Annotated in this window: 25 protein-coding genes; 12 read left to right on the top strand and 13 right to left on the bottom strand. The window is 63.3% G+C overall.

The window, feature by feature from the left end; genetic code table 11:
* Nucleotides 1–158: 158 nt before the first annotated feature.
* Nucleotides 159–533 (bottom strand): tol-pal system YbgF family protein, encoded by a 375-nt coding sequence (locus C4K39_RS23910; protein ID WP_068585176.1) that lies wholly within the window; start codon nt 531–533, stop codon nt 159–161.
* A gap of 158 nt (nt 534–691) precedes the next feature.
* On the opposite strand from C4K39_RS23910, the gene pyk reads away from it, so the two are divergent.
* On the top strand, nt 692–2,143 hold the full coding sequence (pyk, locus tag C4K39_RS23905; protein ID WP_068585173.1) for a pyruvate kinase: 1,452 nt from the start codon (nt 692–694) through the stop codon (nt 2,141–2,143).
* An 85-nt stretch (nt 2,144–2,228) separates the two neighbouring features.
* Here pyk and C4K39_RS23900 read toward each other — a convergent pair whose 3' ends face one another.
* Genes C4K39_RS23900 through C4K39_RS23890 form a run of 3 tightly spaced genes read right to left on the bottom strand, consistent with a single transcriptional unit; the run spans nt 2,229 to nt 5,044 of the window.
* Nucleotides 2,229–2,978 (bottom strand): enoyl-CoA hydratase-related protein, encoded by a 750-nt coding sequence (locus C4K39_RS23900; RefSeq protein ID WP_124347553.1) that lies wholly within the window; start codon nt 2,976–2,978, stop codon nt 2,229–2,231.
* 28 nt (nt 2,979–3,006) lie between these two features.
* Nucleotides 3,007–3,945 (bottom strand): iron-sulfur-binding ferredoxin reductase, encoded by a 939-nt coding sequence (locus tag C4K39_RS23895; protein ID WP_124347552.1) that lies wholly within the window; start codon nt 3,943–3,945, stop codon nt 3,007–3,009.
* A complete protein-coding gene (locus C4K39_RS23890; RefSeq protein WP_068585163.1) occupies nt 3,938–5,044 on the bottom strand; it encodes a GGDEF domain-containing protein in 1,107 nt (368 codons plus the stop codon). Before C4K39_RS23890 ends, C4K39_RS23895 begins: the two co-directional genes overlap by 8 nt.
* A 337-nt stretch (nt 5,045–5,381) precedes the next feature.
* Here C4K39_RS23890 and C4K39_RS23885 point away from each other — a divergent pair, with 337 nt between their 5' ends.
* The 4 genes from C4K39_RS23885 to C4K39_RS23870 all read left to right on the top strand — a co-directional run bounded on the left by C4K39_RS23885 (nt 5,382) and on the right by C4K39_RS23870 (nt 11,682).
* Complete coding sequence (locus C4K39_RS23885) at nt 5,382–6,905, top strand: fumarate hydratase (protein ID WP_068585160.1); 1,524 nt, start codon at nt 5,382–5,384, stop codon at nt 6,903–6,905.
* Nucleotides 6,906–7,055: 150 nt separating this feature from the next.
* Entirely contained in the window at nt 7,056–8,822 is a 1,767-nt protein-coding gene (locus tag C4K39_RS23880) for a sensor histidine kinase (RefSeq protein ID WP_124347551.1), read from the top strand.
* A complete protein-coding gene (locus C4K39_RS23875) occupies nt 8,816–10,153 on the top strand; it encodes a sigma-54-dependent transcriptional regulator (protein ID WP_124347550.1) in 1,338 nt (445 codons plus the stop codon). Before C4K39_RS23880 ends, C4K39_RS23875 begins: the two co-directional genes overlap by 7 nt.
* A gap of 206 nt (nt 10,154–10,359) precedes the next feature.
* Nucleotides 10,360–11,682: an MFS transporter gene (locus C4K39_RS23870; RefSeq protein WP_068585151.1), complete on the top strand. Its 1,323-nt coding sequence runs from the start codon at nt 10,360–10,362 to the stop codon at nt 11,680–11,682.
* Between the two features lie 75 nt (nt 11,683–11,757).
* Here C4K39_RS23870 and C4K39_RS23865 read toward each other — a convergent pair whose 3' ends face one another.
* Nucleotides 11,758–12,513 carry a COG4705 family protein gene (locus C4K39_RS23865; protein WP_068585148.1) on the bottom strand — a complete coding sequence of 252 codons (756 nt, stop codon included), beginning with the start codon at nt 12,511–12,513 and terminating at the stop codon, nt 11,758–11,760.
* A gap of 368 nt (nt 12,514–12,881) precedes the next feature.
* On the opposite strand from C4K39_RS23865, the gene C4K39_RS23860 reads away from it, so the two are divergent.
* Nucleotides 12,882–13,178, top strand: coding sequence for a hypothetical protein (locus tag C4K39_RS23860; protein WP_124347549.1), 297 nt, complete (start codon nt 12,882–12,884; stop codon nt 13,176–13,178).
* A gap of 142 nt (nt 13,179–13,320) precedes the next feature.
* Nucleotides 13,321–13,950, top strand: coding sequence for a flavin reductase family protein (locus C4K39_RS23855; RefSeq protein WP_068585141.1), 630 nt, complete (start codon nt 13,321–13,323; stop codon nt 13,948–13,950).
* On the opposite strand, the gene C4K39_RS23850 is transcribed toward C4K39_RS23855, so the two are convergent.
* Entirely contained in the window at nt 13,943–14,215 is a 273-nt protein-coding gene (locus tag C4K39_RS23850; RefSeq protein ID WP_068585139.1) for a hypothetical protein, read from the bottom strand. The genes C4K39_RS23855 and C4K39_RS23850 overlap by 8 nt on opposite strands.
* 9 nt (nt 14,216–14,224) lie before the next feature.
* On the bottom strand, nt 14,225–14,590 hold the full coding sequence (locus tag C4K39_RS23845) for an antibiotic biosynthesis monooxygenase family protein (RefSeq protein WP_124347548.1): 366 nt from the start codon (nt 14,588–14,590) through the stop codon (nt 14,225–14,227).
* A gap of 330 nt (nt 14,591–14,920) precedes the next feature.
* Between C4K39_RS23845 and C4K39_RS23840 the strand changes: the two genes are divergently transcribed.
* Nucleotides 14,921–15,850, top strand: coding sequence for an AraC family transcriptional regulator (locus C4K39_RS23840; protein ID WP_068585133.1), 930 nt, complete (start codon nt 14,921–14,923; stop codon nt 15,848–15,850).
* Between the two features lie 7 nt (nt 15,851–15,857).
* Here the strand turns inward: C4K39_RS23840 and C4K39_RS23835 are convergent, their stop codons facing one another.
* On the bottom strand, nt 15,858–17,306 hold the full coding sequence (locus C4K39_RS23835; protein WP_124347547.1) for an aldehyde dehydrogenase family protein: 1,449 nt from the start codon (nt 17,304–17,306) through the stop codon (nt 15,858–15,860).
* Nucleotides 17,303–18,940, bottom strand: coding sequence for a 5-guanidino-2-oxopentanoate decarboxylase (locus C4K39_RS23830; protein WP_124347546.1), 1,638 nt, complete (start codon nt 18,938–18,940; stop codon nt 17,303–17,305). Before C4K39_RS23830 ends, C4K39_RS23835 begins: the two co-directional genes overlap by 4 nt.
* A gap of 147 nt (nt 18,941–19,087) precedes the next feature.
* On the opposite strand from C4K39_RS23830, the gene C4K39_RS23825 reads away from it, so the two are divergent.
* On the top strand, nt 19,088–19,969 hold the full coding sequence (locus C4K39_RS23825) for a LysR substrate-binding domain-containing protein (RefSeq protein WP_068585124.1): 882 nt from the start codon (nt 19,088–19,090) through the stop codon (nt 19,967–19,969).
* A gap of 117 nt (nt 19,970–20,086) precedes the next feature.
* Here C4K39_RS23825 and C4K39_RS23820 read toward each other — a convergent pair whose 3' ends face one another.
* Together C4K39_RS23820 and C4K39_RS23815 are read right to left on the bottom strand one after the other, a co-directional pair.
* Nucleotides 20,087–20,701, bottom strand: a complete 615-nt coding sequence (locus tag C4K39_RS23820) for an NAD(P)-dependent oxidoreductase (RefSeq protein WP_068585121.1) — start codon at nt 20,699–20,701, stop codon at nt 20,087–20,089.
* Nucleotides 20,702–20,773: 72 nt separating this feature from the next.
* On the bottom strand, nt 20,774–21,658 hold the full coding sequence (locus C4K39_RS23815; RefSeq protein WP_068585118.1) for an MBL fold metallo-hydrolase: 885 nt from the start codon (nt 21,656–21,658) through the stop codon (nt 20,774–20,776).
* 113 nt (nt 21,659–21,771) lie between these two features.
* Here C4K39_RS23815 and C4K39_RS23810 point away from each other — a divergent pair, with 113 nt between their 5' ends.
* Both C4K39_RS23810 and C4K39_RS31565 read left to right on the top strand, forming a co-directional pair.
* Complete coding sequence (locus C4K39_RS23810; RefSeq protein WP_068585115.1) at nt 21,772–22,677, top strand: LysR family transcriptional regulator; 906 nt, start codon at nt 21,772–21,774, stop codon at nt 22,675–22,677.
* A 141-nt stretch (nt 22,678–22,818) separates the two neighbouring features.
* Entirely contained in the window at nt 22,819–22,995 is a 177-nt protein-coding gene (locus C4K39_RS31565; RefSeq protein WP_164487314.1) for a hypothetical protein, read from the top strand.
* Here the strand turns inward: C4K39_RS31565 and C4K39_RS23805 are convergent.
* Complete coding sequence (locus tag C4K39_RS23805; RefSeq protein WP_068585112.1) at nt 22,988–23,902, bottom strand: helix-turn-helix domain-containing protein; 915 nt, start codon at nt 23,900–23,902, stop codon at nt 22,988–22,990. The genes C4K39_RS31565 and C4K39_RS23805 overlap by 8 nt on opposite strands.
* A gap of 382 nt (nt 23,903–24,284) precedes the next feature.
* On the opposite strand from C4K39_RS23805, the gene C4K39_RS23800 reads away from it, so the two are divergent.
* Entirely contained in the window at nt 24,285–25,799 is a 1,515-nt protein-coding gene (locus tag C4K39_RS23800) for an MDR family MFS transporter (RefSeq protein WP_124347545.1), read from the top strand.
* Nucleotides 25,800–25,815: 16 nt separating this feature from the next.
* Here C4K39_RS23800 and C4K39_RS23795 read toward each other — a convergent pair whose 3' ends face one another.
* Entirely contained in the window at nt 25,816–26,661 is an 846-nt protein-coding gene (locus tag C4K39_RS23795) for a cache domain-containing protein (RefSeq protein ID WP_068585106.1), read from the bottom strand.
* Between the last annotated feature and the right edge of the window lie 91 nt (nt 26,662–26,752).

Raw genomic sequence — 26,752 nt, 5'->3', positions numbered from 1 at the left:
AGATAGGCGAGGAAGGTCGCCCGAAGGGCTCCAGAGCCCCTGCTCCAGGCAAGACTGGAGCAGCGTTCGAATCGTCTCTGCCGAGCTACGTCTACAGAGCCGCCTGTGCAAATTTTAGCTCAAGCACCCGGGGCGATTGCAATGCCCCCTGGTCAATGTCACAAGGCGGTGCGACGAACCTGTGCGGCACCATTGGACGGGTAGTGGCCCAACTGCTGCAAAGTATCCAGCCGAGCCCTGGCGCGATAGGCGTATTCGCTGGTGGGGTACTGGGTGATGATGAACTGGTAGGTCTGGGCCGCATCGACGAACAGCTTCTGACGCTCCAGGCATTGTCCCCGCAGCATCGAGACTTCCGGCTGGACATAGCGCCGGGCACGGCTATTACGATCGACCTGGCTCAGTTCGAGCATCACGCTTTCGCAGTTGCCGCGGTCATAGGCACGATAGGCATTGTTCAAATGATGGTCCATCGACCAACGAGTACAGCCGACAACACTGACGGCCAGGGCAGCAATGAGTACGAATCGCATGGGGGTCTCTCCTGTCTTGTGCAGTGTATCGACTCATTGGCAAAAATCTTCAAGGTTGTTGTTCTAAACAAACAAACCGATAAGTAGTGCAAACGAACAATGACTACAACTTCGGAGCATAGTAGCCTCTCGTTGCGCTTGAATTCAGGAGTCCGTGCATGTCCGTTCGTCGTACCAAAATTGTCGCCACCCTTGGCCCGGCCAGTAACTCGCCGGAAGTTCTCGAACAACTGATTCTCGCTGGCGTGGATGTCGCCCGTCTGAACTTCTCCCACGGCACTCCGGCCGAACACAAGGCTCGTGCCCAACTGGTCCGCGACCTGGCCGCCAAGCATGGTCGCTTCGTCGCCATCCTCGGTGACCTGCAGGGCCCGAAGATCCGCATCGCTAAGTTCGCCAACAAGCGCATCGAATTGAAGATCGGTGACAAGTTCACTTTCTCCACCAGCCACTCGCTGACCGAAGGCACCCAGCAGATCGTCGGCATCGACTACCCGGACCTGGTCAAGGATTGCGGCGTCGGCGACGAGTTGCTGCTGGATGACGGCCGCGTGGTGATGCGCGTAGAGACCGCCACAGCCACCGAACTGCACTGCGTGGTGACCGTCGGCGGCCCGCTGTCCGACCACAAGGGCATCAACCGCCGCGGTGGCGGCTTGACGGCTCCGGCACTGACTGAAAAAGACAAGGCCGACATCAAGCTGGCCGCCGAGATGCAGGTCGACTACCTGGCCGTGTCCTTCCCCCGCGACGCCGCCGACATGGAATACGCGCGCCAACTGCGCGACGAAGCCGGCGCTACTGCCTGGCTGGTGGCCAAGATCGAACGCGCCGAAGCGGTAGCTGACGACGAGACCCTCGATGGCCTGATCAAGGCCAGTGATGCGGTGATGGTGGCCCGTGGCGACCTGGGCGTGGAAATCGGCGATGCCGAACTGGTGGGCATCCAGAAGAAAATCATCCTGCACGCCCGCCGCCACAACAAGGCGGTGATCGTGGCGACCCAGATGATGGAGTCGATGATCCAGAACCCGATGCCGACCCGCGCCGAAGTATCCGACGTGGCCAACGCCGTGCTCGACTACACCGACGCGGTCATGCTCTCGGCAGAAAGCGCGGCGGGGTCCTATCCGCTCGAAGCGGTCCAGGCCATGGCCCGGGTTTGCGTCGGCGCTGAAAAGCACCCGACCAGCAAGACCTCCAGCCATCGCATGGGCAAGGTGTTCGAAAGCTGCGACCAGAGCATCGCCCTGGCCGCCATGTACACTGCCAACCACTTCCCCGGCGTGAAAGCGATCATCGCCCTGACCGAGAGTGGCTATACCCCGTTGATCATGTCGCGGATCCGCTCTTCGGTGCCGATCTACGCCTACTCCCCGCATCGCGAGACCCAGGCTCGGGCCGCCATGTTCCGTGGTGTCTACACCGTGCCTTTCGACCCGGCATCGCTGCCACCGGAGCAGGTCAGCCAAGCGGCGATCGACGAGCTGCTCAAGCGCGGTGTCGTGGAAAAAGGCGACTGGGTGATCCTCACCAAGGGCGACAGCTACCACACCACCGGCGGCACCAACGGCATGAAGATCCTGCACGTTGGCGACCCGGTAGTCTGAGTCAGGCCCCGCGAAACGAAAAAGCCCCGGTGTGAAGACACCGGGGCTTTTTCATGCCTGGAAAACGCTGGCGCCGGCCAGGGAATCAGCCTTTGGCGAGAAACCCCGACAGCGCGGCAACCGCTTCCGGCGAGCGCAGGCGCTGGGTGAACAGCGTGCCTTCCTCCTCGATGACCCGACGCAGCAACTCGCGATCCGGTCCCCTCATCAGTTGCTTGCTGACCTGCACTGCCCCGGGTGCCAATTGGCTGAAACGCAATGCAGCGTCCCGCGCCTTGGCCTGGGCGGCCGCGCCACTTTCCAGGGCCGCGCTGGCAATGCCCCAGGCGGCGGCCTGCTCGCCGGAGAACCCCTCGCCCAGCAACAACAGCTCAGCCGCCCTGGCCTGGCCCAGTAAACGGGGCAGGATCAGGCTCGAGCCGAACTCCGGGCATAATCCGAGGTTGACGAACGGCATGCGCAGACGCGCATCGCGACTGACGTAGACCAGGTCGCAGTGCAGCAACAACGTGGTGCCGATGCCCACCGCAGGGCCCGCCACCGCCGCCACTACCGGCTTGCGACACTCAAGCAGGCTGCGCATGAATTGGAACACCGGGCTATCCAGGTCGGAGGGCGGCTGCTGGAGAAAGTCGGCGATGTCGTTACCCGCGGTGAAACACTCACTGCTGCCACAGATCAGCAACGCATTGATTTCAGGGTCGGCATCCGCCTCGACCAGGGCTTGCGCCAAGCGGCTGTACATGGCGCGGGTCAGGGCGTTTTTCTTGTCGGGGCGGTTCAGGCGCAAGGTCAGCAGCCCACCCTCGCGTTGCAACTCGATGGCATCGGTCATGGGGATCTCGCTCAGGAAGTCTCAGTACTCAACCGCGCGGCAGGAACACATCGGCCAGCAGTTGATTACGCGGCAGCCCCGCCAGGTACAGGCGCCGGGCAAAGGCTTCGACACTGTCAGGGTGCCCGCAGAGTAAGGCCTGGGTTTGCCGGGAAACAAGCCGCAGTTGCGCCAAAGCCGCTGCCAGCTCGGCCCCCACAAGCAGCTCCACGGTCAGTTGAGGTCGGTTCGCCGCCAGGGCTGCCAGGGGTTTGGCCAGATAATGCTCGCTGGCATCATGGGCCAGGTGAATGATCCGGATAGGGCCTTGGTGATCCTGGCGCAGCGCCTCGCGCAGGACCCCGAACAGGGGCGCCAGGCCGGTTCCCGCTGCCAACAGCCAAAGCGGATGCGCTTGCCAGTCCGGATCGTAGTGCAAGGCGCCACCACGCAGCTCTCCAAGGCGCATCGGATCGCCCAGGCGCAACTGGCGAGCGGCGTCACTGAATTGCCCGGGCTGACGGCAATCGAGGTGGAACTCCAGGAAACGATCTTCCTCCGGCAGGCTGGCCAGGGAGTACGGCCTGGCGACCCGCCCCACCGTCCACAACACCAGGTGCTGGCCAGCTCGATAACGCAACGGCCGCGTGGGCTGCAAGCGCAGACGCAGGACCGTGCTGGAGAGCCAGTCCAGGCCGACGACGGTGGCGGGCAGGCCATCGCGCAGAGGGTCGAAGGTCTCCACCTGCAGGTCTTCGACCACCTGGCACTGACACGCCAGGCGCCACCCCAGGTGCCGCTGTTCACTGCTCAACGCATCGGGTCGACTATCGCTGGGCAGCCCCTGGACGCAATGCACCAGGCAGGCATGACAGCTGCCGGCGCGGCAACTGAAGGGCACCGCCACGCCAGCCCGGTTCAGGGCATCGAGCAGGTTGCTGCCAGGCTCAACCGACCAGCGGCGCTCACCGACTGTCAATTCAGGCATCGAAGTTTTCCCAGGCCGCGCAGCAACGATTGCGTCCATCACGCTTGGCTCGATAAAGAGCCTGGTCGGCCCGCTGCAGGGCCGCATCCAGATCATCGCCGGCTTGCAACAGGGTCATTCCCGCGGACAGGCTCAGATCGGGCACCTCCAAACCCAGCAGTTGTACCTGCATGAAAGCCAGGCGCAGGCGCTCGCAACAGGAAGTCAGGCGCTCGGTATCGCATTCGGGCAGCAACACCACGAACTCCTCCCCGCCATAACGCGCCAGGACATCACCGTCCCTCAGGCAAGCCGTGGCCACGGCGGAAAAAGCCTGCAGCACCTGGTCGCCCGCCGCATGGCCATGCTGGTCGTTGATGCGTTTGAAATGATCCAGGTCGATCAGGGCCAGGCCGTGCACCTGCTGCGCGTCCATGGCCTGCAACTCGCGCCCGGCAATACGCAGGAAGTGCCGACGGTTGAACAGGCCGGTCAATTCGTCGGTCGCCACCAGGTCCTCCAGTTGGCGCATCATTCCCCGCAGGGTGTCCTGGTGCGCCTGCAGGGCAAAGCGCCTCTGGCGCATGCGCGAACGCGACGCCTGGACATAGGCGGAGTACAGGCACAGCCATACCAGCATCACCAGCACGACACAGACCTGCAGCGCCGCCAGTTGCGGGTCGGCCAGGACAAAGTGATAGCCGTCCCACAGGTTGACCCCGGCAAAGCAGAAGAAGATCAGCACCGTGCAACGCAAATAGGCACGGCGAGAGAGATGAAACAGGCCGAACAACAGTGGCAGGACATAGAACATCAGGAAGGCCCCGCGCGCCTGATCCAGATGGGCGATCAGCCAGGTCTGCCAGGCAATGCCCAGGACCACCTGGACCTCGGTCAGGCTGGCATCGGCGAACCGCAGGTTGCGGCCACTGAGAAATACCCAGCAGAGCAATCCCTGGCTGGCCACCACCAGTGCCGTACCCAGCAGGGCGCTGCCGACCGAAGCACGATAATGCCCCGTTAGAACGGCTAGCCAGAACAGCAGCAGGATCAATCCGTAGGTGCCCGCTGCAATGGTGAAGCGCTTGAGTAACAAGCTCTGGATGGCTTTATGGGTCAATCGTTGACTCACCGTGAGATAAGGAGGCTCAAGAGTTTCCTACTCCGCCAGCCATTCGCCACTTTAGTGCTGCCCCCGGAAAATGACTATTCAAATTTTCGGTGGTGCTCCGAGCGGTCACCGGCGTCTCACGCAAGAACGATGCCCACCCGATAGGCGACTTTCGTTTGCCTGCCTGGCGGGTGTGCCCAGCCCCCAGGCGCGGTATACTGCCGCGCCTTTTTAACGGTGCGCCTGCTGCCTGTCCGGCGCACCCCAGTGGTGTCTGCAACCGACCGATGCACCCAAGCTGCAGACACCCAGTTAAATGTTCCCGTCTTTTAGAGGAGCGCGACTCATGACCGTGATCAAGCAAGACGACCTGATTCAGAGCGTTGCCGACGCCCTGCAGTTCATTTCCTACTACCACCCCGTGGACTTCATCCAGGCGATGCACGAGGCCTACCTGCGCGAAGAATCGCCGGCAGCCCGCGACTCCATGGCGCAGATCCTGATCAACTCGCGCATGTGCGCCACCGGCCACCGGCCGATCTGCCAGGACACCGGTATCGTCACCGTCTTCGTCCGCGTGGGCATGGACGTGCGCTGGGACGGCGCCACCATGAGCCTGGACGACATGATCAACGAAGGCGTGCGTCGCGCCTACAACCTGCCGGAAAACGTCCTGCGCGCTTCGATCCTGGCCGACCCGGCCGGTGCCCGCAAGAACACCAAGGACAACACGCCTGCAGTGATCCACTACTCCATCGTTCCGGGCAACACCGTGGAAGTGGACGTGGCAGCCAAGGGCGGCGGCTCCGAGAACAAGTCGAAGATGGCGATGCTCAACCCATCCGATTCCATCGTCGACTGGGTCCTCAAGACCGTACCGACCATGGGTGCTGGCTGGTGCCCGCCCGGCATGCTGGGCATCGGCATCGGCGGTACCGCCGAAAAGGCCGCGGTGATGGCCAAGGAAGTGTTGATGGAGTCCATCGACATTCACGAGCTCAAGGCTCGTGGCCCTCAGAACCGCATCGAGGAGATGCGCCTGGAGCTGTTCGAGAAGGTCAACCAACTGGGCATCGGTGCCCAGGGCCTGGGTGGCCTGACCACCGTGCTCGACGTGAAGATCATGGACTACCCGACCCACGCCGCTTCCCTGCCGGTGTGCATGATCCCCAACTGCGCCGCCACCCGCCACGCACACTTCGTGCTCGACGGCTCGGGCCCTGCTGCCCTGGAGGCGCCACCCCTGGACGCCTACCCGGAAATCGTCTGGGAAGCCGGCCCATCGGCCCGTCGCGTCAACCTCGACACCCTGACCCCGGAAGAAGTGCAGAGCTGGAAGCCGGGCGAGACCGTACTGCTCAACGGCAAGATGCTCACCGGCCGCGACGCTGCGCACAAACGCATGGTCGAGATGCTGAACAAGGGCGAAACCCTGCCGGTAGACCTGAAAGGTCGCTTCATCTACTACGTCGGCCCGGTTGATCCGGTGGGCGACGAAGTGGTTGGCCCGGCCGGCCCGACCACCGCCACGCGCATGGACAAGTTCACTCGCCAGATCCTCGAGCAGACTGGCCTGCTGGGCATGATCGGCAAGTCCGAACGTGGCCCGACCGCGATCGACGCGATCAAGGACAGCAAGGCCGTGTACCTGATGGCCGTCGGCGGTGCCGCCTACCTGGTGGCCCAGGCGATCAAGAAGTCCAAAGTGCTGGCCTTCGCCGAACTGGGCATGGAGGCGATCTACGAGTTCGAGGTCAAGGACATGCCCGTCACCGTTGCGGTGGACAGCAAGGGTGAGTCGGTCCACATCACAGGTCCCGCCATCTGGCAGAAGAAGATCAGTGAGAGCCTGGCGGTAGAAGTGCAGTAAGCCTTCCCTGCCTGGCCAGAGCGGCGGTGCTGTTGATCCAACGGCCCGCCGCTTTTTTGTATCGCGCCCCTTATCGACACTGTCCGCGATCAACGTTCCTCCCGGCGCTCATGCTATCGTTCCCGCCCCCATTGCAGCCTGCCCCGACCCATGGCCCAGATCTCACGCTCCCTTCGCCTGACGTTCTACATCCTGGTGATTCTTGCTGGCACCGTCATCAGCGCCGGCCTGGCCATGCGCCACGCCGAACGCCAGACCCTGGAGGAAGAAGCCGCACGGGCCAACGAGCAATTGGGACTGTATGCCAACTCCCTGCATACCCTGATCGAACGCTATCGGGCCCTGCCGGCAGTACTGGCGCTGGACCCGGAGCTGCGCTCAGCCCTGCAGGGCCCGGTGACGCCAGAAACCCAGCAAACGCTCAACCGCAAGCTGGAGAAGATCAACGGCGCCGCCCGCTCCTCTACCCTGGAGCTGCTCAACCATGAGGGCCTGGCCGTAGCCGCCAGCAACTGGCGCCTGCCCAGCAGCTACGTGGGCCACAACTACAGCTTTCGCCCCTATTTCAAGCAGACCCGCAGCCAAGGCAGCGGGCGCTTCTATGCCATCGGCGTGACCAGTGGCATCCCCGGGTATTTCCTGGCCAGCGCCGTCAAGGCCGATAACGATGAGTTCCTCGGGGCCATGGTGGTCAAGCTGGAGTTTCCCGAACTCGAACATGAATGGAGCCAAGGTAACGACACCCTCCTGGTCAGCGATGCCCGGGGTATTGTGTTCATCGCCAACCAGCCGGGCTGGCGCTACCGACACCTGCAACCGCTGTCGAGCAACGACCTGGAAGACATCAGGCTCACCCGCCAATACGACAAGCAACTGCTGGTTCCACTGCAACATGCGACCCTGCAGCAATTCGCCGATAACAGCCGCCTGATCCGGGTCCAGGGCGACGAAGGTACGACCAACTATCTCTGGGAATCGCTACCCCTCGAGACCGAGGGCTGGACCCTGCACCTGCTACGCAAGCCAGCCAGTGCCTTCGAAGAGAGCCGCAATGCCGGCCTGGCGGCGGCAGGTGCCTGGCTGGCCCTGGTGTTCCTGCTGCTGTTTCTCAATCAGCGCTGGCGCCTGGGCAAACTGCGCCAGCGCAACCGCAAGGAGCTGGAGCGCCTGGTGGAAGAGCGTACCCGTGACCTGCGCACCGCCCAGGAAGGCCTGGTGCAATCGGCCAAGCTCGCGGCCCTGGGCCAGATGTCCGCAGCCCTGGCACACGAAATCAACCAGCCCCTGACCACCCAGCGCATGCAGCTCGCCACCTTGCGGCTGCTACTGGAGCACGGTCGGGTGGACGACGCCTACAAGGCCCTGCGCCCCCTGGACGACATGCTGACCCGCATGGCGGCCCTGACCAGCCACCTCAAGACCTACGCCCGCAAGAGCCCCAGCGGCCTGCGCGAACGCCTGGACCTGGCCGCGGTAGTCGACCAATCGTTGCACCTGCTCGAAGCCCGCCTGCGCAACGAAGACATCGAAGTGGCCCTGCACCTGACTCGCCCGGCCTGGGTCCGTGGCGATGCGATCCGCCTGGAGCAGGTGCTGATCAACTTGCTGCGCAACGCCCTCGACGCCATGCAGGACAAACCCCTCAAGCACCTGCGGATCAGCCTCGACGCCGAAGACCAGTTGTGGCAACTGCGTGTGAGCGACACGGGCGGCGGGATCGCCGAGGAGCACCTGTTGAGCGTGTTCGATCCGTTCTTCACCACCAAGCCGGTGGGCGACGGACTGGGGCTTGGACTGGCGGTTTCATACGCTATCGTCCATGAGCTGGGCGGACGCTTGAGCGTCGCCAACCAGGACCAGGGCGCGGTGTTCACCCTGAGCCTGCCCATCGACCTGGAGGCGCACATCCAATGCTGAACTCGGTGATCGTGGTGGACGACGAGGCCAGCATCCGCACTGCCATCGAACAGTGGCTGGACCTGTCGGGCTTCGAAGTGCAGCTGTTCAGCCGCGCCGAAGAGTGCCTGGCGCAACTGCCACGGGACTTCCCCGGGGTCATTCTCAGCGATGTGCGCATGCCCGGCATCAGTGGCCTGGAGTTGCTGGCCCAGGTCCAGGGCCTGGACCCGGAACTGCCGATCATTCTCCTGACGGGGCACGGCGACGTGCCCATGGCCGTGGAAGCCATGCGCGATGGCGCCTACGACTTCCTGGAAAAACCCTTCAGCCCCCAGACCCTGCTCAACAGCCTGCGCCGTGCCCTGGACAAGCGCGCCCTGGTCCTGGAAAACCGCCGGCTGCACCAGCAGGCCGACAGCCGGGCCAAACTCGATGCCACCCTGCTGGGTGCCTCCCCCGCCCTGCAGACCCTGCGCCGCCAGGTATTGGAACTGGCCCCCTTGCCGGTGAACGTGCTGGTGCGCGGTGAGACCGGCAGCGGCAAGGAACTGATCGCCCGCTGCCTGCATGATTTTGGCCCTCGCGCCGCCAAGCCCTTCGTGGCCCTGAACTGCGCGGCGATTCCCGAGCAGTTGTTCGAGGCCGAGCTGTTCGGCCATGAAAGCGGCGCGTTCACCGGTGCCCAGGGCAAGCGCATCGGTAAGCTGGAGTACGCCGATGGTGGCACCTTGTTTCTCGACGAGATCGAGAGCATGCCCCTGGCCCAGCAAGTCAAGCTGTTGCGGGTATTACAGGAGCAGAAGCTCGAGCGCCTGGGCTCCAACCAGAGCATCAAGGTGGACCTGCGAATCATCGCCGCCACCAAGCCCGATCTGCTGGAGGAGGCCCGGGCCGGGCGCTTTCGCGAGGACCTGGCCTATCGCCTGACCGTTGCCCAGTTGCGCCTGCCGCCGCTGCGTGAACGCCGCGAAGACATTCCACTGCTCTATGAACACTTTGCCCGCCACGCCGCCCACCGCCTGGGACGCAGCACAAAGGCGCTCACCGGGCCGCAATTGAGTCGCCTGCTCAGCCATGACTGGCCGGGTAACGTCCGCGAGCTGGCCAACGCCGCCGAGCGCCAGGTACTGGGGCTGGAGGAGCAACACGCCGAATTCGTGATGGAAACCGGGCAGTCCCTGGCCGCCCAGCAGGAAGCCTTCGAGGCCCAGTGCCTGCGCGCCGCCCTGACCCGGCACAAGGGCGAGATCAAGGCGGTGCTCCACGAACTGCAACTGCCCCGTCGCACGCTCAACGAAAAAATGCAGCGCCATGGCCTGAGCCGGGAAACGTTCGTCAAAAACAGCTAAGCGCCAGGGCTGCCTGGCCGCCTGCACCCCCCCTTCAATTCGGCAACTTTCCGCTTATCCAGCCCTTGGCGATAGGCGGATTTCCGCTCAATTTTTTACCTCAACCCTTCTAGACCGGGCTTCTCGCTCCTGGCACAGCTCCTGCTATAGCCCTGGCAGGCTGCGTTTGCGCGCACTCCACAACAACAATGAATAGAAGGTTCGTGATGGAAATCTCCAATACCCTGCCTGCCGGGTCGGCCGCCGCGCCTGCCCAGGAAAAGACCACCGCCAGCCGCCTGAAATCGATTTTCAGCGGTTCGGTCGGCAACATGGTCGAGTGGTACGACTGGTACGTCTACGCCGCATTCTCGTTGTACTTCGCTAAAGTCTTCTTCCCCAAGGGCGATACCACCGCGCAGTTGCTCAATACTGCCGCGATCTTCGCCGTAGGTTTCCTGATGCGGCCGATCGGCGGCTGGTTGATGGGCCTGTACGCCGACCGCAAGGGACGCAAGGCCGCGTTGATGGCGTCGGTGCTGCTGATGTGCGCAGGCTCCCTGATCATCGCCCTGACCCCTGGCTACGAGACCATCGGCGTCGGCGCTCCGATCCTGCTGGTGCTGGCGCGCCTGATGCAGGGCCTGTCGGTAGGGGGAGAATATGGCACCTCCGCCACCTACCTGAGCGAGATGGCGACCAAGGAACGCCGTGGTTTCTTCTCCAGCTTCCAGTACGTCACCCTGATCTCCGGCCAGCTCATCGCCCTGGCGGTGCTGATTGTCCTGCAGAACGTATTGACCACCGAAGAGCTGCAGTCCTGGGGCTGGCGGATTCCCTTCGGCATCGGCGCACTCTGCGCCATCGTAGCGCTGTACCTGCGGCGCGGCATGGAAGAGACCGAATCCTTCGCCAAGAAGAAGGAGAAACCCAAGGAAAGCCTGATGCGCACCCTGATGCGCCATCCCAAGGAATTGCTGACCGTGGTCGGCCTGACCATGGGCGGCACCCTGGCCTTCTACACCTACACCACCTACATGCAGAAATACCTGGTGAACACCGTCGGCATGAGCATTTCCGACTCCACCACCATTTCCGCAGCCACCCTGTTCCTGTTCATGTGCTTGCAACCGGTGATCGGTGGGCTGTCCGACAAGATCGGCCGCCGTCCGATCCTGATCGCCTTCGGGATCCTCGGCACACTGTTTACCGTCCCGATCCTCACCGCCTTGCATACCATCCAGACCTGGTGGGGAGCGTTCTTCCTGATCATGGCCGCCCTGATCATTGTCAGTGGCTACACCTCGATCAACGCGGTGGTCAAGGCGGAGCTGTTCCCTACCGAGATCCGCGCCCTGGGCGTAGGCCTGCCCTATGCACTCACGGTATCGGTATTCGGTGGTACTGCGGAGTACATCGCCTTGTGGTTCAAGAGCATCGGCATGGAAACCGGCTACTACTGGTACGTCACTGCCTGTATCGCCTGCTCGCTGCTGGTCTACGCGACCATGAAAGACACCAGAAAGCACTCGCGCATCGAAACCGACTGACAAGACAAAGCGCCCGGGTGCAAGGCCCGGGCGCTTGTTTCTGCCTGTCGCGCGCGACTGTAGCAGCCATCAGGGTCAAGACAACTGCGCCGCTCCCTGACGCGCATCACGGCCCTGCGCCCAGCAAGCGCCGACGATCAGCACCAGCAGAATTCCCGCCAACACCGCCGACGAGCCGACCGTACCGAAGTCCAGGCCACCCTTTTCATGGGGTTTGGTCAGGAAGTCGCCCAGGGTCGCGCCAAATGGCCGGGTCAGCACGAAGGCCACCCAGAACAGCAGCACGGGCGAGAGCTTGGTGCAGTACTTGAGGACGACGACCAGAGCGATGGCCGAGCCGATCAACAGCGCTCCACCGGCGAAGCCCAGCCCGGAATCGTCCGCCAGGTAATCGCCCAGGGCGGTGCCCAGGGTGTTGGAAAACAGGATCGCCAGCCAATAGAACAGCTCGCCACGAAAACCCTGGACCCGGTTCACATTCAGCGATTCGCCACTCAGGCGCCAGACCGCGAAGATCGCCGCCAGGATAGCGATCAGGATCAACGAACCACTGGCGTACCCCAAGCCCAGGGTGCGATCCATGAAATCCGACATGGTGGTACCCGCCGTGCTGGTGGACAGGATCACGATCCAGTACAGCACCGGGTTGTAGCTCTTGGAAAACAACTGAGTCACCAGGGTCAGCAGGAACACGCTGATCAGGATCATCGAACTGATGGCGTACCCCACGTTGAGGGTCATCGACAGCAGGTCACCTGCGGTTTCGCCCAGGGTTGTCGCGCAGATTTTCATGACCCAGAAGGCCAGGGTGATCTGGGGAAGTTTGTTCATTGACGAGAGAGCTCCAAGGGTCGCATTCAAGGCAGCCTGTCTTGGTTTGCAGGCCTGCGCGGAGGCTGAACGTCCTTGGGTGAAAAATAGGTAGGGCTTGAATGAAAAAACCGTTGAAGGGCCATTTTCACCCGGCGATTGATCAATTAACGATCAGTTAACGCTGGTTACTTAGCCTGCTACCTGACTTGGCGTGAAACCTGGGCCCTATTGGGCCGGAAGCTGTATCCCTATGTGCAGGTGTTCTACGGTGAAAAACATATCGATTAAGTTGATTTTTATTAGTGTTTTTTTGCGATTTTAAATCAACTTCATCGGAGTAGGATTCACTTCAAGCCCAACACCAACACCCCATCGGAGTCACCCTCATGAAAAGCAAACTGATCCTTGCCCTGACCCTGTCGGTACTGGCTGCCAATACTTTCGCCGCCGATGGCTACGACCGCACCGGTTCCGCCACCTTCGCTGCCGATGGCTATGACCGCACTGGTTCCGCCACTTTCGCCGCCGATGGCTACGATCGCACCGGTTCCGCCACCTTCGCTGCCGATGGCTACGACCGCACCGGTTCCGCCACCTTCGCTGCCGATGGCTACGACCGCACCGGTTCCGCCACCTTCGCTGCCGATGGCTATGACCGCACCGGTTCCGCCAACATCGGTTGATCGTTCCTTCGGATACCCAGCCCGGCACTTCTGCCGGGCTCGATCTTTTCAGGCTGGAAAATCCTGTGGCACGAGGCTGGAATTCACAGGATGCGCACTGCACTATGGCGCCCCCTAAAGCTCCCAGCAGGAACCGCGAGCCATGCCCGACGATATCCACTACTACGAACCCGCCCTGGGCCACGGTCTGCCCCATGACCCGTTCAACGCCATCGTCGGCCCGCGCCCCATTGGCTGGATCTCATCCCAGGACAGCGAGGGTCGCTTGAACCTTGCGCCCTACAGCTTCTTCAACGCCTTCAACTACATCCCGCCGATCATCGGATTTTCCAGCGTTGGGCGTAAGGACAGCCTGAACAACATCGAGCAGACCGGTGAATTCGCCTGGAACCTGGCGACCCGCCCCCTGGCCGAGCAGATGAACCAGAGCTGCGCCGCGGTGGCTCCCGAGATCGACGAATTCGCCCTCTCGGGCCTCACGCCCGCGGCCTCGAACGTCATTGCCGTACCGCGGGTAGCCGAAAGCCCGGTGTCCTTCGAATGCAAGGTCACCCAGATCATTCAGCTGCAACGGGCGGACAAGGAGCTGGTGCCGAGCTGGCTGATCCTCGGCGAAGTGGTCGCCGTGCATATCGCCAAGTGGCTGCTCAAGGACGGGATCTATGACACCGCCGCGGCAGAACCCATTCTGCGCGGCGGCGGCCCGGCGGATTATTTCCAACTGGGGCCAGAGGCCCTGTTCAAGATGTACCGCCCGGGAGCGGTCAGATAGCGTTCCAGCACAATTGACCGTCGGCGTCGACGTCGATCAACTGCTCCAGCTGTTGCGCGGCAGCCTGGTCGGCGTCATGGGCGGTCTTGAATGTCTCAGCGTCGAGGACTTTGTGAAAACGCGGCGCCCCGGAAGCGCCAAGGGCCTTGACGGCGATGGCGGCGCTGTATCCCCCCTCTCCTGGAACTACAGCGGATACGGCTTCGTAGTGTGCGAACTCTTTGCGTGCCATGTTGCGGGTCCTGGCCAATGAAAAGTCGACCATTCTAAACCCTCAGCTGGCCAGCTTGTGCACCGGCACGCAGTGCAACTGGGGGTACTCGCCCGGCAGCTCCAAGGCCGAGACGGTATTGAAGGTATGCAGGTCCAGGCTGTTGACCACCAGGTCCCGGACCAACTCACTGAAGATCTCCATGGCCGGCGAGTTGAAGTACGCGGTCATTGCCTGCTGACTGCTCCAGAACCCTGACACCAACCAAAGATCGGCGTCGCACTGCGAAAGCTGCAAGGCGAAATGCAGGCAGCCAGGTGCCTGGCGAGAGGGTTCGATCAGGCTGCACAGGCGTGCGCCCAGTTCCTTGGAATATCCGGCACGAGCACGGACGAAGGCCATGTGGCTGACGGGAATATGCGTGGACATGTGCGACCCTCCCAGGTGTCATCGAGGCAGCCGGGGGACGGGCTGCGACAGGATGCAACGATACGGGGTGGCCATCGAACGACGTTAGTCGATTCCTGCTGCTGATTTGCACAATCCTGCGATATCGCCCGCTGCCGCGTAGTCAGCCCGGCGCGATACGACAAATGGGCTACAACGTTGTTTCAAGCAAGTGAAATACCGGACCAAGGGCTTGCCCTGTTCATCACGCGCGCAAGCAGCAGGATCAGGCAAGTTTTACGCAGGATCGACCTAGCCTCCCTGCTTGCACAATCTTAAGCTGTGCCAATCGCAACCCCAGAGGCCGCCCCCATGTCATCCCTGGAAAACCTGCCGGCCCCGCTGGCCCCGGAGATGGAACGCCAGCGTGTGGAACTGGCGGCGATCATCGATCGCCACACCGTCGATGACGGCAGCCATGCCACCGCCATCGATTCGCTGTTCGCCTCGCGCCACAGCCATACCCACCAGTTCGCCCCGGTACTGGCCCAGCCGGCCCTGTGCATCATGGCCCAGGGTCGCAAGGAGGTGCGCCTGGCCGACGAGACCTACAACTACGATCCCCTGAACTACCTGGTGGTCTCGGTTGCCGTCCCCCTGAGCGGCAAGGTGGCGATCGTTTCCCCCGAGGAACCGATCCTGGCCTTGCGCCTGGACATCGACCCCGGCGAGATCAATGCCCTGATCGCCGATGCCGGCCCCCTCGGCGTGCCCACTCGGCCCACCGGGCGTGGCCTGTACGTGGAGCGCCTGGACCCTGCGATGCTCGATGCGGTGCTGCGCCTGACCCGCCTGCTGGACACCCCCAAGGACATCCCCATGCTGGCGCCCCTGGTACGCCGGGAAATCCTCTACCGCCTGCTGTGCAGCCCCCAGGGCCATCGCCTGTACGAGATTGCCACCACCAATAGCCAGAGCCACCGGGTCAACCAGGCGATCAAGTGGCTCAATGGCAATTTCGAGCAATCGTTGCGCATCGATGAGCTGGCGCGCGAGGTGAACCTGAGCGTGTCGACCCTGCACCATCGCTTCAAGGCGATGACGGCCATGAGTCCGTTGCAGTACCAAAAGCAGTTGCGCCTGCAGGAAGCCCGCCGGCTGATGCTGGCCGAAGGCCTGGAGGCCTCGGCAGCAGGATACCGAGTGGGTTATGAAAGCCCTTCGCAGTTCAGCCGTGAGTACAGCCGCCTGTTTGGCGCACCGCCCCTACGGGACATGGTGCGCCTGCGGGTGGGGGGCTGAAGCTGGACTAGCGCGCACGAACCACGTGCTTGATCTCCTGGAAGGCCTGTAGCCCCCAAGGGCCCAGTTCGCGGCCGATACTGCTCTGCTTGTAGCCGCCCCAGGCCGTCTGGGGAAAGATCACCTGGGGCGCGTTGATCCATACCAGGCCTGCCTGCAAGGCATTGGCTACGCCCTCCGCATTGGATACATCCGCCCCCACGACACTGGCCACCAACCCGAACTCGCTATCGTTGGCCAGCTCGATGGCCTCCTGCTGGCTGCCGAAACGGCGTACGCACAGTACCGGGCCGAAGATTTCCTCGCGCCACAGGGCACTGTCCAGCGGCACCTCGGAGAACACCGTAGGCTCGATGAAATAGCCCTGTGGCAAGTGCGCCGGGCGACCACCACCGCACACCAGTTTGGCGCCGGCGTTCACGCCCCGCTCGATGTGCCCCAGCACTCGCTGGTATTGCGCCTGGTTGACCAGGGCCCCCATGCCAGCCTGGGCATCGAACGGGTCGGCCACGCGAATGCCTTCGGCCCTGGCCTTGAGCCGCAGGAGGAACTCATCAGCCAGCTCATCGGCCACCAGCACGCGACTGGTGGCCGAGCACATCTGCCCGGCGTTGAAGAATCCACCGCCGCAGGCCAATTCCACCGCCAGCTCCAGGTCGGCATCCGCCAGCACCAGCAAGGACGACTTGCCGCCCAGTTCCAGGCTTACGCCCTTGATGGTTTCCGCCGCCCGCTGCATGACCTGGACACCCACCGCATTGCTGCCGGTGAAGGAGATCTTCGCCACTCGCGGGTCCGCCGCCAAAGGCGCACCCACTGCCAGGCCGGTGCCGCAGACCAGATTGAACACGCCTTGGGGCAGACCGCTCTGAGCGATGATCGCCGCCAGTTCCAGCTCTGGCAGCGGTGTGACTTCCGAGGGCTTGAGCACTACGCTGCAACCTGCCGCCAGGGCCGGCGCAAGCTTCCAGGCCGTGGTGACCATGGGGAAGTTCCACGGCACGATCAACCCGACGATACCGCAGGGCTCACGTCGCAGGCGGGCACTGAAATCCTCGCTGGGCAGTGCCACTTCGGCATCCTGGCGGGCGTCCAGGCCCTCGGCCAGTTCGGCGTAGTAATCGAAGGTGGCGATGACATCGTCCACGTCCATGGCCGCCTCGGCCTGGGGCTTGCCGTTGTTGCTCGATTGCAGGTGCATCAAGCGCTCGCGACGGGCCGCCACGCCGGCGGCGATCTTGCGCAGTACCCGGGCACGCTCCGCTCCGCTGCTGCGGGCCCAGTGCTGCAAGCCGACGCTGGCGGCACACAACGCCTGGTCCACCGCGTCGGGGCCACCGCCCGCCACTTGCGCCAACAGGGTTTCTGTCGCCGGGTTGATCACCTGCAAATGCTCAGTGCCCGCCGACCATTGGCCGCCGATGTAGAGGCCGTCCAGCATGGGTTGCGTAGTCATGCCTGTACTCCCTGGGTCCAGCGATTCTGGTCGATTTCAATCAGGCTCGGGCCCTGGCGATCGACCGCCAGGCGCAAGGCCGCCCGCAGTTGCGCAACACTGTCGACGTGCTCGGCAGCGCACCCCAGGCCCTTGGCCACCGCGACGAAGTCCGGTGTGTAGATATCCACGCCTACCGGCTCGATGGCGCGATTGACCATGTACTTCTTGATCTCTTCGTACCCCTGGTTATTCCATAGCAGGACGATGACCGGGGTCTGCGCCTCCACGGCGCAGGCCAGTTCCGCCAGGGTGAACTGCAAGCCACCGTCACCGATCAGGCAGGCCACCGGCCGCCGCTGGGCCGGGCTCGAGCCGCCGCCAAGCCAGGCGCCGATGGCTGCCGGCAAGGCATAACCTAAGGTGCCGTAGCCAGTGGAAGCGTTGAACCAGCGCCGTGGCTGGTCGGGGTTGAAGGTCAGGTTGCCGCTGTATACCGGCTGGGTGGAGTCGCCCACCAGGACGATCTCCGGCAACTCTTCGACCACGGTTTGCAAAAGCAGGGTCTGGGCCCGGGTCGGGACATCCCAAAGACCCTCCAGCTCCTGGCGCAAGGCGTCGGCACGCACAGCCCCCCAGTCATGGCTGCGCTCAGCCAAGGTCTGGCGCGACAGCTCCGCCAGCAAGGCCTGGGCGGCGATATCGGCATCGGCTACCAGCGCGACTTTCGGCGGGTAGTTGCGCACGGTCTGGTCGGCATCGATATCGATCCTCAACAGCATGCCGGGAATCTCGAAGCCACCGGCGAAGGTCACGTCGTAGTCGGTTTCCGCCAGTTCGGTGCCGATGGCCAGCACCACATCGGCCTGGGCCACCAGGGCCCGGGTGGCCACCAGCGACTGGGTCGAACCGATCAGCAGCGGGTGCGCCGAAGGCAGCATGCCCTTGGCGTTGATGGTCAAGGCCACCGGCGCCTGCAGCAGTTCCGCGAGCTGGGTCAGGGACGCGGCGGCATCGATGGCGCCGCCGCCAGCCAGGATCAGCGGACGCTTGGCCGTCGCCAGCAACTGGCCCATCTGCGCCACGGCCGCCGGGGCGGCGCCGGCCCGGGCGATCTGTACCGGCTCGCTGGCCAGCAGGTGGTCGGCATCCTGGACCAGTACATCCAGGGGAATCTCGATATGCACCGGGCGCGGACGACCGGCCTGGAACAGGGCGAAGGCCCGGGCCAGCACCACCGGCAACTCATCAGCACACATCAGCGTATGGGAGAACGCTGCCACGCCACCGACCAGGGCGCTCTGGTTCGGCAACTCATGGAGCTTGCCGCGCCCGCCGCCCAGTTGGCTGCGGGTCTGCACGCTGGAGATCACCAGCATCGGGATCGAATCGGCATAGGCCTGGCCCATGGCGGTGGTGATGTTGGTCATGCCAGGGCCAGTGATGATGAAGCAGACCCCAGGCTTGCCGCTGGTGCGGGCGTAGCCGTCGGCCATGAAGCCGGCGCCTTGCTCATGGCGCGGGGTGACGTGGCGGATGGAGGAACGGGCCAGGCCCCGATACAACTCGACGGTATGCACTCCAGGGATGCCGAACACCTGCTCGACCCCATACCCCTCGAGTAACTTGACCAGTACTTCGCCACATGTCGCCATCTCATCGCCCTTTCTTGTTGGTTGATACCGCTCGGCCGGGAAACACCCGTAGACGCCGGAAGGGGGCTATTGGAACGGCGCGCCGGTAGCCGGAACAATGGATAAAAAGTCATACTAGCCATGTCCTCACGTCATGCCTGGCCCTCCATGAAACGCCTGCCTCCCCTGCCCGCGCTGCACACCTTCCTGGTCACCGCCCAGTGCTGCAACTTCACCCGTGCCGCCGAGCAATTGCATATCACCCAGGGCGCGGTGAGCCGGCAGATCGCCGGGCTGGAAAGCCACCTGGGCTACCCATTGTTCCAGCGCCAGGCCCGTGGCTTGAGCCTGACGGCCGAAGGCCTGGAGTGGCTGCCACGGGTACAGCAGGTGTTCGAGTTGATCAATGGCGCGGTGGACGAGATCGGCAGCCGCAGCCGCAACCTGCGCCTCAAGGCCCCGACCTGCGCCATGCGCTGGCTGCTGCCACGCCTGTTGCAATGGCAGAAGGAACGGCCGGAAGTGCCGGTGCAGCTGACCACCACCATCCAGCACGGCGTGGACTTCACCCGCGAGCCGTTCGATGCCGCGGTGATGTACGGTGCCCCGCCCTCCCCGAACCTCGGCTCGCGGCACCTGTTCAATGAACAACTGACCCCGGTGTGCTCGCGCCCGCTGATGGAGGGCCCGACACCGCTCAGGACCCCTGCGGACCTGCAGCACCATCTGTTATTGCATCCATCCCATGACCAAAGGGATTGGCAACGCTGGCTGAAAGCGGCGGGCACACCGCTCAATACCCTGGGCAAGGGCCAGCATTTCGAGACCCTGGACCTGGCGATGTCGGTGGCGTCCCAGGGGACCGGGGTGGCGATGGGCGATTGGGCATTGATTGGCGATGACCTGAGCGCCGGACGGCTGGTCATGCCATTCGAATTGAAGATACCGACGGGCCAGGCCTATTACCTGGTCTACCCGGAACGTCCGGGGCCTTCGGCGCAATTGCTGGAGTTACTGGACTGGCTGGTGGAACAGGCGCACCAGCGCTAGTGCGCCGCCTCTGACCTGAGGCCCTGCGCAGCCGCAAGTTACTGATTCAGACCCTGCAGCCTCGCAAGCCCTGGCGGCTACACCGGGAGGTGCAGCCGCTAGAGCCCGTTAGCCGGATCAGTAGCCGACGGTGAAGCGCTGGCGCACGTGGACCGGTTTTTCCACTTCGTCGAGCATGGCGATGGCGTAGTCGGCGAAGCTGATCCAGCTACGACCTTCGGCGCTGACCAGCAGGTCGTCCTGGCCCAGGCGGAACTTCCCGGTGCGTTCGCCTTCGACGAACTCCGCCGACGGCGAGAGGAAGGTCCAGTCCAGATCCTGCTCCTTGCGCAAGGTCTCCAGGTACACTCCGCCGGCACTGGCTTCGGCCTTGTATTCCTCGGGGAAACCGGGGCTGTCGATGACCTTGCCGCCACCCGGCAGCAACAGCGAACCGGCACCGCCCACCACCAGCAGGCGCTTGACCCCGGCCTTCTTCACCGGATCGATGATGGCGCTGGCAGCGATGGGGGCGAAATGCGCGGCGCTGAGCACCACGTCATGACCTGCCACGGCCGCTTGCAGCGCGGCGCTATCGGCCACATCCACAGCACGGCTGACGACCCCGGCCCGCTGGCCGATCTTCGTGGTGTCGCGGGCGATGGCGGTGACGCTGTGGCCACGACGCAGGGCTTCTTCCAGGAGTTGGCTACCGGCCCGGCCGGTGGCACCGATGATTGCGATCTTGCTCATGACGATTCTCCAGTTGGCAAAGAGAGTACAGCGTCCCTGGCTCCCGGTCCGGGAGCGGGGATCAGGAAGGTTTCACCACTTCATTTCGCCCTTGGCGACCTTGGCGCTCAGCTCCAGCGAACTGTCCTCGCCCAGGTCCGGGTAACGCTTCTTCATGGCGGCGATCAGCGCCGCGGAATCCTTGGCCTTGGCGGTTTCCTCATCGAAGGCCTTGATGTAGTCCGCCGTGAAATGCACCGGCTTCAAGGAGCGCGCGCTGTCGCCCAGGTAGTGCCCGGGGATCACGGTCTTGGGCTTGAGGCCTTCGATGGTCTTGAGGGTCTTCAACCACTGCTGGTGGGACTGGGCAGTCTGGGTATCGGCCATCCACACATGGATGTTCTCCGAGACCACCACGCCACCGACCACCGCCTTGATCGAGGGAATCCAGACAAAGCTGCGATCCGGTTGCTTGCCATCCAGGCCGATGACGTCGAGCTTCTGCCCTTCCAAAGTCAGGCTGTGGCCCTCGAGCACGCTCGGCACGATGGTCTTGGCTGGAACGTCAGCGCCCATTTGCGGGCCCCAGAAGGCCAGCTTGCCTTCGACGGTGGCCTTGATGTGTTCGACCGTCGGCTGCGAGGCCACGACCTTGGCGTCCGGGAACGCACTGGTCAGGGTGTCGAGGCCGAAGTAGTAATCCGGATCGCCATGGCTGATGTAGATCGTGGTCAGGTGCTTGCCGCTGGCGCGGATCTTGTCCACCAGTTGCTGGGCCTGGGACTTGCCGAACTGGGCGTCCACCAGGATCGCGTCCTTCTTGCCGCTGACCAGCACCGAGCTGACCGGGAAGATGGCGTTGCTGCCGGGGTTGTAGACGTCCAGTTGCAGGGCGGGTTCGGCGGCTGCGGCATGGGCGGCAAAGCCCAGGACAGCGGTGGCCAGCAGCAGGCGTTTGAATGAAGTGAATCCGATCATGGGGCAGCTCCGGCGTCTGTTGACTTGATTGACAGTGAAGCAAGCTTAGTTGCCAGACTCGTCACAAAAAATGCGATGCTTGGACATAGTTTGTTTCTGAAAGCGGGCAAATCATGGATCGTCTCCAAGCAATGCGAGTCTTCGTCACGGTCGTCGACCTGGGCAGCCAATCGGCCGCCGCCGATCACCTGGACCTGTCGCGCCCCGTGGTTTCGCGTTACCTGGCAGAACTGGAGGACTGGGTCGGCGCCCGTCTCATGCATCGCACCACACGCAAGCTCAGCCTGACTGCCGCCGGCGGGGAGATCCTGCCCCGTTGCCGACAGATGCTGGAGCTGTCCAACGACATGCAGGCAGCGGTCGGTGAACCCGACGATGTCCCACGCGGGCTGTTGCGCATCAGCGTCAGTACGTCTTTCGGCCAAGCGCAACTGGCTGACGCCATGGCTGAATACGTCAGGCGTTATCCTGCGGTGAGCATCGACCTGCAGATGCTCGATCGCACGGTGAACCTGGTAGATGAGCGGATCGACCTGGCGATCCGCACGAGCAACGACCTGGACCCGAACCTGATTGCCCGGCGCCTGACCGTCTGCCGCTCGGTGATCTGCGCATCGCCCGCTTACCTGCAACAACATCCGGCCCCGCAAAAGGTCGAGGAACTGAGCCAGCACAACTGCCTGACCCATTCCTACTTCGGCAAGAGCCTGTGGCACTTCGAGCAGGACGGCGAGTCGGTGTCAGTACCGGTGCAAGGCAACATCAGCGCCAACGAAGCCAGCACCCTGCTGCGCACGACCATGGCCGGCGCCGGGATCGCCATGCTGCCCAGCTACCAGGCAGGCGAATACATCAAGCGCGGGGAGCTGGTGCGCCTGCTGGCCAATGCCGAGCCCCGCAGGATGAACATGTATGCGGTCTATGCCTCGCGCAAGCACATGCCGGCCACCTTGCGCAGCATGCTGGATTTCCTGGTCCTGAGGTTTCCCCAGGAACCACTCTGGGACGAAGGCCTGTAGGACGCACCAAGTGGCTGATTGCGCATCCCGATCCATTTGCTGAATACCCAGCCAAACATACGGAGCAGCCCCCCGGTCGCTGACCTATTCTGATAACAGTGCTTTGGAAAATACCCAAGCACCGGTTCAGAGGTCATCGCCATGAACGTCAAGACAAGAAGGTACCTGGCCATCTTCATGACCTGCACCGTGACCCTGGCGCTATACGGCACCGCTGCCTATCGCGTCGAACAGGCCCGCATGCAGCCCCGTGCCTATGCCAGTTGCAACCTGGAACGCTGCATCCCCCACAACGCGACCCTGAACGCCCTCAGGTAAGCGACAGGGAGCCGCGGTCGCCGGCCTGCTCGGCCTTGAGCTGATCGCGGAAGACCTTGGGCGAGATGCCTACCCGGCGCCGGAACAGCCGGGTGAAATTGGTTGGGTCGGAAAACCCCAACTCGGCGGAAATCTCGTAGATGGTCATCCTGGTGTAGGTCAGCAGGCGCTTGGCTTCGAGCAATTGGCGCTCGTGCATGATCTGCAATGCCGGCTGCCCTGCCAGCTCGCGACAGGTGCCATTGAGGTGCGACACGGAGATACCCAGCCTGTGTGCCAGGTCCTCTACCTTCACATGCTCGCGATAGTGGGCTTCCACCAGTTGCATGAAGCCGTTGAAGTACTCCCGTGACCGCTGTGGGCGCTGACCGGCATTGCTACGCAGCAGCGCCTGGCGCCCGATCCATACCACGATCATGTCCACGAGGGCGTGCATGAGCATTTCCCGGGCGGGCTGCTGCCCCTGGTACTCGTCCTGCAGGCTATGGAACAAGCTTTCCAGGTATTGGGCATCGACTCCCACCGGATAGCTGGCGTCCGTTGCCAGGACATCCTGTACCTGCCCCAGGCGCGCCTGCAGATGACTCACCAGCGGCGCCGCCAGGGTCACCACATGGCCTTCGACATCTTCGGAAAAACGAAAGCCGTGGACCGACAACGGTGGCAGGACCTGGATCGTCGGCGTCTCCAACAGGATCCGCCGCTCCTCGACCTGCAACTCTGCCTGCCCCCGGCACAGGAACAACAACTGGCACAGGTCGGCATGCCGATGAGGCTTGATCTCCCATTGGAACTCTCGACCTCGCTGGCTGATGCTCTCGCAGTGCAACAGATCGGGAGTGGGCCACTCCAGGTCTTCGCCATAGAGTTTGAACACGGGAATGGACGCAAGGGCTGGCTTGTTCACTACAGTCCGGGCCTCGGTGAGAAGGACAATCAGCACTCCCAGGAACAGGGAGCGTGGATACCCATCGATAGGTATTGATCAATTGACGGATTCGCCAGGGGAAAAAGCAAGCTCAGGTAACATAAATTAATACACCTGCCGCTCCCCTCGGGCACAACCGCAAAGCCCGAACACTATACAGAATGCGTCGCATTCACCATTCAAAAGAACAACCATCCCCCTCTTGAGGCAGCCGCAATCCGCTCGCGGCGGTGCCTGGGTACGTTCATGAAATAACTGTCAGGAACTTCCTTGCACGGCTATCTAGTAGGCACCTATTTAGTACACTGGGCCCCATGTCTCCCGGCCATGCCGGATCGATCACTGCCCCACAGGTTCTTTCGTGTCCCATCTCCAACAACCTGCCTCCTCCACTCCGGCGATACGCAGCGTGCTGGTCGCGTTGATGCTGGCGATCTTTCTCGGCGCCCTGGACCAAACCATCGTCGCTGTCTCCATGCCGGCCATTTCGGCTCAATTCAAGGATGTCGGCCTGCTGGCCTGGGTCATTTCCGGCTACATGGTGGCGATGACCGTCGCCGTGCCCATCTACGGCAAGCTCGGTGACCTCTACGGTCGACGCCGACTGATGCTGTTCGGCATGGGACTGTTCACCCTGGCCTCGCTGTTTTGTGGCCTGGCCCAGAACATGGAGCAACTGGTGCTGGCACGGATTTTCCAAGGCATCGGTGCTGGCGGCATGATTTCGGTGAGCCAGGCCATCATTGGCGACATCGTCCCGCCCCGGGAACGCGGTCGCTACCAGGGCTACTTCAGCAGCATGTACGCGGTAGCCAGCGTCGCCGGCCCCGTGCTGGGCGGCTACATGACCGAGTTCCTGTCCTGGCGCTGGGTGTTCCTGATCAATCTGCCCCTGGGCCTGGGAGCCTGGTGGGTCGCCTACCGTACCCTGGTAGGACTGCCGGTTCCCCAGCGCAAGCCGATCATCGACTACCTCGGCACGCTGCTGTTGATCATCGGGCTCAGTGCCTTGCTGCTGGGTATCACGCAGATCGGCCAGGGATACTCCTGGCGCAGCGCCCAAGTGCTCGATCTACTGGGTATCGCCACCCTTGTCCTGGCGGTTTTCGTCTGGCATGAGCGTCGGGCCCGTGAGCCGCTGTTGCCGATGCACCTGTTCGCCAACCGCAATGCCCTGTTGTGCTGGTGCACGATCTTCTTCACCAGCTTCCAGGCTATTTCACTGATCGTCCTGATGCCCCTGCGCTTCCAGAGCATCACCGGGGCCGGGGCCGACAGCGCCGCCCTGCACCTGCTACCCCTGGCCATGGGATTGCCCATGGGCGCCTACTGCGCCGGACGCCTGACTTCGGTGACTGGCCGCTACAAACCGATGATTCTCACCGGGGCCCTGCTGATGCCGGTGTCGATTCTCGGCATGGCGTTGATTGCCCCCCAGGCAGAATTGCTCAGTGCCCTGTTCATGCTGCTCTGCGGAATCGCCAGCGGCATGCAGTTCCCCACGTCACTGGTAGGCACCCAGAACGCGGTGGAACAACGTGACATTGGGGTCGCCACCAGTACCACCAACCTGTTCCGGGCCTTGGGTGGCGCGGTGGGTGTGGCGCTGATGTCGGCATTGCTACTGGCCTTGCTGCAGGACTCGAGCCTGGCGCAGTTGGGCAGTGGGCTGATGAGCGAAGGGCACTCCGGCAATGCCTTGCTCGAAGGCCTGAACGCCGCCCCCGGCCCAGCACGAGACGCACTGCGAGCGGAGTTGCTGCTGACTTTCCGGCACCTGCTGCTGGTCAGTGCCGGAGTATCCCTGCTGGGGCTGGCCGCAGCGCTCGCCATGCCCAACCGCCTGCTGCGCGGACGCGAAGACAAGGCCCGTTGAACAGGCGCCCCACCACTCAAGGACTGTAGTACCCCACCGCCACCAGCAGGTTGCCCACCTTGCGCAGATAAGCGTGCTTGTCCTCGACCTTGCCGGTCACCGGGTTCTTCCAGCGATAGAGGTACTCGCCCTGGTCCTGGCGCGCCATCAGCGCCAGCATCGGCTCGCCCACCGGTTTGCCCTGGGGGTCCTTGACCTTGGCGAAGTCGGTATCGAGCAAGCGCAGGTTGGTGCCATGGGCCAGGTAGCGCCGACTGTCGAGGCTGACCACGAACACATACAAGTCATCTTCGATGAAACCGCCCTGCAGGTCATTGATGGCCTTGAGCGTGCCCGGCTGGTCAGTGCCCAAGGCCGTCGCCGCCCGCTCCAGCAGTGCCCTGGCCTGCTCGGCCGACGCCCGGGGCAGGTAGTAACCCACTGCGAGAATACGATCGCCAACGCGCTGGAAGTACACGTGCTTGCGTTCGACCTTGCCATCCGCCCAGTTCTGCCAGCGGTACTCGGCTTGCTGAATGCCGTTTTGCTCCGGGGTCTGCAGTGCATCCTTGAAAGCCTTGCGCAGATCTTGCCCCAGCACCTGGGACACATCGCGGCCGATCAACGCCGACGACGGTCCACCGCTGGCCAGCATCACGCCGCGGGTGTCCACCACGAAGACATAGCGATCCCGATCGACGAACTCGCCCTGGCGACTGAACGCAGCGAATGCCTTGTCGCCCTGCTCCCGGTAGTAACGCAGGGCCTTCTCCAGCAACGCCCGGGCTGCCACCCCGTCATCGTTCTCCGGCGCGGCCTGGAGCGCACTCATGCACAACAACAGTGGCCAGAGCAGCCAAATACCCTTGCGCAACCCCTTCATCGCCCACTCCTCGTTCCGATTGGCGTTCGACAAGCGTAGACGGCTACAGGCTATGGATGAACATTCAGCAAACCGGCCTCAGGCCCCGCCA

This window comes from Pseudomonas sessilinigenes, assembly GCF_003850565.1.
In the GTDB taxonomy this organism is placed as follows: domain Bacteria; phylum Pseudomonadota; class Gammaproteobacteria; order Pseudomonadales; family Pseudomonadaceae; genus Aquipseudomonas; species Aquipseudomonas sessilinigenes.
This window is presented reverse-complemented; position numbering and strand designations above follow the sequence as displayed.